Consider the following 9,533-nt stretch of genomic DNA (forward strand, 5'->3'; position numbering starts at 1 on the left):
CGGCTGCAGCGGGCGCTGCGGTACCACCGGCGGAGCGCGCGCCGCCACCGCCGCGTTCGGCGCTGGCCCGCTTTTTCGGCGTGGCACTGGAACCGCGCACCTACGGCGCGCTGTTCTACATGCTGCTGTCGCTGGCCACCGGCACGTTCTTCTTCACCTGGGTGGTCACCGGGCTGTCGCTGTCGATGGGGCTGCTGGTGCTGATCATCGGTATTCCGCTCACCGTGCTGTTCTTCGGCTCGGTGCGCGGCCTGGCCCTGCTGGAAGGGCGGCTGATCGAAGTGCTGCTGGGCGAACGCATGCCGCGCCGACCGCGCTATTCCGACCGCAGCCGCGGCTGGCTGCAGCGCATCGGCGACATGTTCACCGACGGGCGCACCTGGCTGACGCTGCTGTATTTCATGCTGATGCTGCCGCTGGGCATCCTGTACTTCACCCTGGCGGTCACCCTGCTGTCGGTCTCGCTGGCCTTCATCTGGGCGCCGGTGGCGGCGATGTTCGCGCCGAGCTACGGCATCTACCTCGATGGCGAGCAGTCGGTCCCGATGTGGGCGACGCCGGTGCTGGCGGCGGTGGGCGTGCAGCTGCTGTTCCTCACCCTGCACCTGGCGCGCGGCATCGGCCACGTGCACGGGCAGATGGCAAAGCACCTGCTGGTACGGTTGTGATTCATCGCGGTCACGACCAACGGTCGTGACCTACCGGGTAGGTATCGACCGTTGGTCGATACCCCGGTCAACCCGCCTTCTTGCGGATCGGGGTGACGTTGCTCGCCGCCTTCGCCGGCTTCTTCGGCCTTGCGGCGGCCTGGGTATTGGCGGCGAAGAAATCGCGCACCTTCGGGTACACCGTTTCGCGCCAGCGGCGGCCGCTGAAGATGCCGTAATGGCCGGCGCCTTCGACGATGAAATGCTCACGGCGTTCGGCCGGAATGCCGGTGCACAACGCCTGCGCGGCTTCGGTCTGGCCCAGGCCGGCGATGTCGTCCAGCTCGCCTTCGATGCTCAGCAGCGCGGTACCGGTGATCGCGCCCGGGTCGACCCGCTCGCCCTGCACGTACCACTCGCCGCGCGGCAGCAGGAATTCCTGGAACACCACGCGGATCGTATCGAGGTAGTAGCGTGCCGGCATGTCCAGCACCGCGTTGTACTCGTCGTAGAAGCGGCGGTGCGCGTCGGCATCCTCCATGTCGCCCTTCACCAGGTCGGCATAGAAATCCCAGTGCGAACTGAAATGCCGGCTGGGGTTCATCGACAGGAAGCCGGCGTGCTGCAGGAAGCCCGGGTACACGCGGCGGCCTGCACCGGGGTAGCCCGGCGGCACGGTGTGGATGACGTTGTTCTCGAACCACGACAGCGGGTTCTGCGTGGCTAGGTTGTTCACTGCGGTGGGGCTGCAGCGCGCATCGATCGGGCCGCCCATCATCACCAGCGAACGCGGGGTGGGTTCGCCGCGGCTGGCCATCAGCGAAACGGCGGCCAGCACCGGCACGGTCGGCTGGCAGACGCTGACCACGTGCAGCTTCTCCGCGCCGAGGTGGCGGATGAATTCCTGCACGTAGGCAATGTAGTCGTCCAGGCTGAAGTCGCCTTCGCTGCCCGGCACCATGCGTGCGTCCACCCAGTCGGTGACGTACACGCGGTGGTCGCGCAGCAGGGTGCGGACGGTGTCGCGCAGCAGCGTGGCGTGGTGCCCCGACAGCGGCGCCACCACCAGCACGAACGGCTGGTTGAGCATGGTGTTGAGCTGGTCGGCTTCGTTGCTGTGGCGCTTGAAGCGCAGCAGCTTGCAGAACGGCTTGCTGACCTCTTCGTGGACCACGATCGGTACGCGCTCGCCATCGACCTCGATTTCGTTGATGCCCCACTCGGGCTTCTCGTAATCCTTGCCGATGCGGTGGAACAGCTCGTTCACCGCCGCCAGGCGGTCGGCGCCGGGCATCTGCGACCACCAGTGGCCCTGGTTGGCGAAGAACTTCGCGTTGGCCTGGGCCTGGTACACCCACGGGGCGAGCATGTTGCGGGTCAATTCATGCAGTTGGTAAAGCATGACGTCCGAATATGTATGGTCTTATGTTGCCGCGCAGCATACAGCAGCGCTTCGTCCCATGGGTTAATGGGGAAAATATCACGGCAGGATGAGACGCGTAGAGCCACGCCCTGCGTGGCTGGTGCCAGATCGTGAAGCAGCCACGCAGGGCGTGGCTCTACGCGCCGCGCTCGAGGGCGGCGGCGTGGCCTGCCAATGCGGGCGAAAGCCAGCAGTGGGACCCGAGTGCGGTGAAGCCTTCGGCCTTGAGCTGTCGGCGGTACCAGGCGGCTGGGCGGGCCTGGAAGCCTTCGTGGTCGCCGTCGAACTCGTCCTCGGCGGTGAACGCTTCCAGAAAGGCGACGCCGGCGGTCAGCTCGGCGAAGCCGGCCAGGGCCGGGCGCAGTTCACGGCTGGGCACGTAGTGCATCACGTCGGCGCAGACCAGCAGGTCGACCGGCGGGCAGGGCCGCAGCCAGGCGAAATCGCCCACTTTCGCCGGGTGCAGGTTGCGGCTTCGACCGTAGCGCTGCACGGCATAGTCGCTGCTGTCGAAGCCCATGTACTGCACGCGCGGGCGTAGTTTCAGCAGCGGCGCGCGCCACGCGCCTTCGCCGGCGCCGATATCCAGCACGCTGCGGATCGGCCGCTCCAGGTAGTACTCGGCACTGGCCACGGCGAGCGCGACCTTGCGCGCCAGGCGCGCGGCGCCACCGGTCTGGTCGGGCTGGTACCAGCGCTGGAAGTAGGCCTGGTCGTAGGTCTTGGACATGGCGGGAAGGCGGGCAGAGTGGAAGCGGCCGCCATGGTACCGCGCTGCGTCAAAGCGTCGCGCATGCGGCGACGGTGCGAATCGGCCAGAATGCACGACATCCCAAGCCAGCCGCCGGAGCAAGCGCATGCAGTCCTACTACTGGGTCAAGACCTTCCACCTGGTGTTCGTGGTGGCGTGGATGGCGGCGGTGTTCTACCTGCCGCGGATCCTGGTCAACCTGAGCGAGACCGCAGGCCAGCTGCCGGTGATCGAGCGGCTGCAGCTGATGGGCCTGCGCCTGTACCGGTTCGGGCACATGATGTTCGGCATCGCGCTGGTGCTGGGGCTGGTGCTGTGGCTGGGCTACAAGGTGATTCCGGATTTCCCCACGATGGTCGCGCCGGGGGCGGCGGGCTGGCTGCATGCCAAGCTGGGGCTGGTGGTGCTGCTGCTGGTGTATTTCAGCTGGACCGGGCGCCTGCTCAAGGGCGCGGTGAAGGGCAGGGTGCTGCCGTCGTCGCGCGCGCTGCGCTGGTTCAATGAGCTGCCGCTGGTGTTGTTCATCGGGGTGGTGTGGCTGGTGTTGGCCAAGCCGTTCTGAGCGACCCGGCATTGCGCAGCCACGCAGGGCGTGGCTCTACGCCGGGCACCAGAATGCCGTAGAGCCACGCCCTGCGTGGCTGGGGGCACCAGGATGCCGTGGAGCCACGCCCCGCGTGGCTGAGCCATCCGGACGAAGACACAAAAAAACCGGGCGCAAGGCCCGGTTTTTTGTCGCCACAACCGCAGCGTCAGATCAGGCCGTTTCGTACGCCCCATACCCGCGCAGGCGCTCGTAGCGCTTCTGCAGCAGGTCCTCGGTGGACAGCTTTTCCAGCCTATCCAGCTCGTTGAGCAGCACCGCTTTCAAGCGCTTGGCCATCTGGTTCGGGTTGCGGTGGGCGCCGCCGGTCGGCTCGCGCACCACCTTGTCGACCAGGCCCAGGCTCTTCAGGCGCGGGGCGGTCAGGCCCAGCTGTTCGGCGGCGTCCTTGGCCTTGCCTGCGTCCTTCCATAGGATCGAGGCGCAGCCTTCCGGGCTGATGGTCGAATACACGCTGTACTCCAGCATCAGGGTGCGGTCGCCCACGCCAAGCGCCAGCGCGCCGCCGGAGCCTCCTTCGCCGATCACGGTGCAGATCACCGGCACCTTCAGTTCGGCCATTTCCATCAGGTTGCGCGCGATCGCTTCGGACTGGCCGCGCGATTCGGCGTCGATACCCGGCCAGGCGCCGGCAGTGTCGATCAGGGTCAGCACCGGCAGGCCGAAGCGCTCGGCCATCTTCATCAGGCGCAGCGCCTTGCGGTAGCCCTCCGGCTTGGGCATGCCGAAGTTGCGCTTGATTTTTTCCTTGGTGTCGCGGCCCTTCTGGTGGCCGATCAGCATGACCGGGCGCCCGCCGATGCGGGCCAGACCGCCGATGATCGCCTTGTCGTCGGCGAAGGCACGGTCGCCGGCGAGCTCCTGGAACTCATCGCAGATGATCCGGATGTAGTCGGCGGTGTAGGGGCGCGAGGGATGCCGGGCCAGCTGCAGCACCTGCCACGAGGTCAGGTTGCGGAAGATCTGGGCGGTACGCAGCCGCAGCTTGTCCTGCAGGGTGCGTACTTCGGCTTCGACATTGACCGCCGGGCCGGCGCTTGCGCTGCGCAGCTCCTGGATCTTTGCCTCCAGATCAGCGATGGGTTGCTCGAAGTCGAGGTAGTTCGGATTCATCGGAAGCCGTCGTGAAGAAAAGAGGGAAAGTGTAGCCGAATGCGTCTAAATGCCCCGTACGGGGTCGTCTGGTGGAACACCCCAGCCGGGGCAGGTCCCGGCGCTACCTGGATCAATTCGCCCATGGCGGGCTGTACCGGACTTTGAGCGTGCGCACGGCCGGGTCGGCCCGCAGCGCGTCCACCAGCTGGCTGTCCACGCGCACGGCGACGTCGCCGGCCACGTCCAGCATGCCGGCCACCGGGCCCTGCTCGGAGCCCAGCAGCAGGTCCAGGCGCAGGGGGGTGCGGCCGGGACGATGGCGGTCGAGCAGGGCGTTGACCCGGCCCCAGACCGGCTCGCCCTGGCGCAGGTCGAGGCGGAGCGACAGACGGGTGGCGTAATTGGCGCAGATTTCCTCGAAGTCCCAGCACTGGCGGATGCGCAGGGCATAGCCGCCGTTGAATTCGTCTTCGCGCAGGCCGCCCTTGACCACCAGGATGCGATCCTTGGTCATCAGGTGGCCGAACTCGGCCAGGCCATCGGTGAAGGCGCTGCACTCGACCCGACCCTTGCCGTCTTCAAGCTGCATGAAGATCTGGCTTTCGCCTTTGCGGCGCACGCCGACCACCAGCCCGGCCAGGATCACCGGGGTTTCCTGGCGCCAGGCGCGCTTTTCGCCATCCTTGCTGGGCCGGGCAGGCGGGATGAGCTTCTCCAGCATGCCCAGGTCGGTGCCGACCAGTTCCTTGACGTCGTCGGCATGCGGGTCGAACGGATGGCCGCTGAGGTAGAACCCCAGGGTTTCGCGCTCGCCGTCGAGCAGCTGGCCCAGCGGCCATTCCTTGGCCTCGGGCAGGTCCAGCTGCAGGGCGGTGCTGACCGGATCCGGTGCGCCGAACAGCGAGTTCTGCCCGGAGGCCTTCTCGCGCGACATCTGGTCGGTGGCCTTGAGCACTTCGGGCAGCTGCAGCATCAGCGATGCGCGATTCTTGCCGAGGCCATCGAGCGCGCCGCAGTTGATCATCGCTTCCAGCGTGCGCCGATTGAGTTTGCCGGACTCGATGCGCATGCAGAAGTCGAGCAGCGACTGGTAGCGGCCCTTGGCGAGGCGCTCGTCGACCACCGCTTCGCACGCGCCCTGGCCGACACCCTTGATCGCGCCGAGTCCGTACTGGATGGTGTCGGCGCTGGACGCTTCGAACATGTAGGCCGATTCGTTGACGCGCGGCGGCAGTACGGTCAGGCCGAGGTTGCGCACTTCGGCCAGGAAGCCGACCACCTTGTCGGTGTTGTCCATGTCCGAGGACAGGGTCGCGGCCATGAATTCGGCCGGGTAGTGCTTCTTCAGCCAGGCGGTCTGGTAGCTGACGAGGGCGTAGGCGGCGGCGTGCGACTTGTTGAAGCCGTAGCCGGCGAACTTCTCCATCAGGTCGAAGATTTCGTCGGCCTTGGGGCCGTCGACGCCGCCCTTGGCGGCACCTTCGCGGAAGATCTCGCGGTGCTTGGCCATTTCGGCCGGCACTTTCTTGCCCATCGCGCGGCGCAGCAGGTCGGCGCCGCCGAGCGAGTAGCCGCCGACGATCTGCGCCATCTGCATGACCTGCTCCTGGTACACCATGATGCCGTAGGTGTCTTTCAGGATCGCTTCGGTACGCGGATCGGGATAGATGATTTCTTCCTGGCCGTGCTTACGCGCGTTGAAGGAAGGAATCAGGTCCATCGGGCCGGGACGGTACAGCGATACCAGGGCGATCAGGTCTTCGAAACGGTCGGGGCGCGCGTCCTTCAGCAGGCGGCGCATGCCGGAGGATTCGAACTGGAACACGGCGCCGGTGTTGCCGTTGGCGAAAATGTCCTTGTAGGTGGGGGCGTCGTCGAGCGGAATGGCGGTTATGTCGACCGGCGGGATGCCGGCGCGCGCATGGCGCTTGTTGATCGCCTTGACCGCCCAGTCGATGATGGTCAGCGTGCGCAGGCCCAGGAAGTCGAACTTCACCAGGCCGATTTCTTCGACGTCGTTCTTGTCGAACTGGGTGACCGGGTTGCGGCCACGCCCGCCTTCGTCGTGTTCGGCGAACAGCGGGCAGAATTCGGCCAGCGGTTCCGGCGCGATCACCACGCCGCCGGCGTGCTTGCCGGCGTTGCGGGTGAGGTCTTCGAGCTGGCGGGCCAGGTCGATCAGGTCGCGCACGTCGTCTTCGTTCTGGTAGCGCTGGATCAACTCCGGCGACGCCATTTCCGAGTCCTTGCCTTCGCCCATGGCATCCTTGAGCGAGATGCCCAGGATGTTGGGGATGAGCTTGGACACGCCGTCGACCAGGCCATACGGGAAGCCGAGCACGCGCCCGGAGTCGCGCACCACGGCCTTGGCGGCCATGGTGCCGTAGGTGATGATCTGGCTGACGCGTTCGCGGCCGTACTTGCGCGCGACGTAGTCGATGACTTCGTCGCGGCGGTCCATGCAGAAGTCGATGTCGAAGTCGGGCATCGACACGCGTTCGGGGTTGAGGAACCGTTCGAACAGCAGGTTGTACGGAATCGGGTCGAGGTCGGTGATCTGCAGCGCCCAGGCCACGAGCGAGCCGGCGCCGGAACCACGCCCGGGCCCGATCGGGATGCCTTGGCTCTTCCCCCACTGGATGAAGTCGGCCACGATCAGGAAGTAGCCGGGGAAGCCCATCTTGATGATGGTGGCCAGTTCGAATTCGAGGCGTTCGAAGTAATCTTCGCGGGTCTTGCCGTCGGCGAGCGGGTTCTTCTGCAGGCGCGCTTCCAGGCCCTTGCGCGATTCGCTGCAGATCCAGCTGTCCAGCGTCTCGTTGTCGGGCACCGGGTAGTCGGGCAGGAAGTAGGTGCCCAGCCGCATTTCCATGTTGCAGCGTTCGGCCAGCGCGAGGGTATTGTCGATCGCGTCGGGAATGTCCGCGAACAGCGCGCACATTTCCTCGGGCGATTTCAGGTACTGCTGGTCGCTGTAGTCGCGCGGGCGCTTGGGGTCGTCGAGGACACGGCCGGAGGAAATGCAGACGCGCGCTTCATGGGCGCTGAAGTCGTCGGGGCGCAGGAAGCGGACGTCGTTGCTGGCGATGACCGGCAAGCCACGCTGGCCGGCGGCGACCAGGGCGAACTGGTTGAAGGCTTCTTCGCCGTCACGGCCGGTTCGGGTCAGTTCCAGGTGCAGGCCATCGCCGAACACGCGCTGCCAGTCGGCAAGCTGCTGTTCGGCCAGGTCATGGCGGCCGTCGCCGGCCAGGCGCCCGGCGAGGCTGTCGCGGCCGGCAAGGGCGAACAGGTTATGGCAGCCGGCCTTGAGCCAGTCGGGATGCACGGCGACGCCGCCTTCGGGGCGGTGGCCTTCCATCCAGGCGCGGGTAAGCAGGCGCGACAGGCTGAGGTAGCCTTCGCGGTCGCGGCACAGCAGGGTCATGCGCCAGGGGGTCATGCCCTCTTCGGCGATCATGATGTCGGCGCCGGCGATCGGTTTGATGCCGACGGTTTCAGCGGCCTTGTAGAACTTGACCAGGGCGAACAGGTTGTTCAGGTCGGTCACTGCCAGCGCGGGCAGGTTCAGTTCGACGGCGCGGCTGAGCAGGTTGGCCTGCTTGGCCTTTTTCGGGTCAGCCTGATCCGGTTTCGCCGGGACACGGATGGTCGAATCCGCCAGCGAAAATTCGGTGTGGACGTGCAGATGTACGAAACGGGAAGTGGTCATGCCGGGCCAATGTAATGCCCGGTCAGGGTAGCGGCGGGAGTCGGGCCGGACAAGGCTTGACAGGGCGAAGGGTTAAGGCGGGTGCGTTCGCAGGATCGGGAGCCAAAGCCAAAGCCAAAGCCAAAGCCAAAGCGCCTCGTCGGGGAATCTACGTGCTGGGGCGGCGGCGGGGGCAGGGGTACGGGACACGCCGTAAACCGCCCTCCGGGCCCCGGCCCAACCGCCAGCGGTTGGGCGTTCAGTCGCACGCGAGGCAGTGCCTCGCAGGCAGTGCGCCTTCACCCTTGGGGGCTCTCTTGCAACATCCATGTTGCAAGGAAAGGTCCCGTACCCCTACCCCCGCCGCCGCCCCTTACAGACGATCGGCGGCCACGGCAGACGCGGGTGTTGCCGGGCTCCGCCCGGCAACTGCTTTTCCCGTGGCAACGACACACTGTCGGAAGGTGGGGCGGGGCGGGTTTGTGGGGGTGTGAGCGGCATGGGTCGGGCGCATGCGCCCGACCGGTTGGGCAGGAGCCCAACCCCGGTCTTGCCGTGTGCGCAGGACAGCGCACACGTGCAAGCGGCGACCAAGCCTACAAGGACGTATTTACGGCGTCCCCCACGGACCCGCCCCGACCCGCCTAAGCCAAGGCAACGTTGCATATGGGCTGTTCGCCAGAATGCGTGAAGCAGCCGGGCAGAGCCCGGCTCTACGCCGGGTTGGCAGCATCAGCTGTGCGTCAGGCCGTCATGGCGCTGGCGGGCGCAGCCACACAGTCGCGGACGGGGGCGAAGCTCTGGCGGTGGTGCGGGCAGGGGCCGTGGGTGCGCAGGGCGGCCAGGTGGGCCGGGGTGCCGTAGCCCTTGTGCTGGTCGAAACCGTATTCGGGGTGCTGCTCGTGGAGCTGCAGCATGTAGCGGTCGCGGCTGACCTTGGCCAGGATCGACGCGGCCATGATCGCGCGGTCGAGCGCGTCGCCGCCGACCAGCGCCTGGGCCGGGCAGGGCAGGCCCTTGGGGACCACGTTGCCGTCGATGCGCGCGAACTGGGCCACGTGCGCCACCGCTTCCACCGCCCGGCGCATGCCGAGCATGGTCGCCTGGTAGATGTTGAGCGCATCGATCTCGCCTACGTCCACCATGACCACGTGGAACGCCAGCGCCCGCTGCTGGATCCTGTCGAACAGCTGGTCGCGGCGCAGCGCGGTGAGCTGCTTGGAGTCGTCCAGGCCGTTCAGGCGGGGCCGGTCGGGGCAGAACACCACCGCCGCCACCGCGACCGGGCCGGCCAGCGGACCGCGGCCCGCCTCGTCCACGCC

General features: G+C 67.0%; 7 protein-coding genes. 2 read left to right on the forward strand and 5 right to left on the reverse strand.

Annotation, left to right across the window (positions count from 1 at the left end; translation table 11 throughout):
* Positions 1-668, forward strand: a 668-nt coding sequence (locus tag RWO33_RS16930; protein WP_314106330.1) for a sensor domain-containing protein, incomplete at its 5' end; no start/stop codon positions are given.
* Between the two features lie 67 nt (positions 669-735).
* On the opposite strand, the gene phaZ is transcribed toward RWO33_RS16930, so the two are convergent.
* The gene (gene phaZ, locus RWO33_RS16935) at positions 736-2,049 is read right to left on the reverse strand and encodes a polyhydroxyalkanoate depolymerase (RefSeq protein WP_314106331.1); all 1,314 of its coding nucleotides are present in this window, start codon (positions 2,047-2,049) and stop codon (positions 736-738) included.
* A gap of 157 nt (positions 2,050-2,206) precedes the next feature.
* Entirely contained in the window at positions 2,207-2,800 is a 594-nt protein-coding gene (locus RWO33_RS16940; protein ID WP_145478160.1) for a class I SAM-dependent methyltransferase, read from the reverse strand.
* Positions 2,801-2,927: 127 nt separating this feature from the next.
* Between RWO33_RS16940 and RWO33_RS16945 the strand changes: the two genes are divergently transcribed.
* Positions 2,928-3,383, forward strand: a complete 456-nt coding sequence (locus RWO33_RS16945) for a CopD family protein (RefSeq protein ID WP_145478159.1) — start codon at positions 2,928-2,930, stop codon at positions 3,381-3,383.
* A 195-nt stretch (positions 3,384-3,578) separates the two neighbouring features.
* Here the strand turns inward: RWO33_RS16945 and RWO33_RS16950 are convergent, their stop codons facing one another.
* From RWO33_RS16950 to RWO33_RS16960, 3 genes are all read right to left on the reverse strand, one after another.
* Positions 3,579-4,538 (reverse strand): acetyl-CoA carboxylase carboxyltransferase subunit alpha, encoded by a 960-nt coding sequence (locus tag RWO33_RS16950; protein WP_314106334.1) that lies wholly within the window; start codon positions 4,536-4,538, stop codon positions 3,579-3,581.
* A gap of 112 nt (positions 4,539-4,650) precedes the next feature.
* Positions 4,651-8,232 carry a DNA polymerase III subunit alpha gene (dnaE, locus tag RWO33_RS16955; protein WP_314106335.1) on the reverse strand — a complete coding sequence of 1,194 codons (3,582 nt, stop codon included), beginning with the start codon at positions 8,230-8,232 and terminating at the stop codon, positions 4,651-4,653.
* Positions 8,233-8,954: 722 nt separating this feature from the next.
* Positions 8,955-9,533, reverse strand: a 579-nt coding sequence (locus tag RWO33_RS16960; RefSeq protein ID WP_314106336.1) for a ribonuclease HII, incomplete at its 5' end; no start/stop codon positions are given.

Origin of the sequence: uncultured Stenotrophomonas sp. (assembly GCF_963519925.1) — a bacterium.
GTDB lineage: Bacteria > Pseudomonadota > Gammaproteobacteria > Xanthomonadales > Xanthomonadaceae > Stenotrophomonas > Stenotrophomonas maltophilia_AE.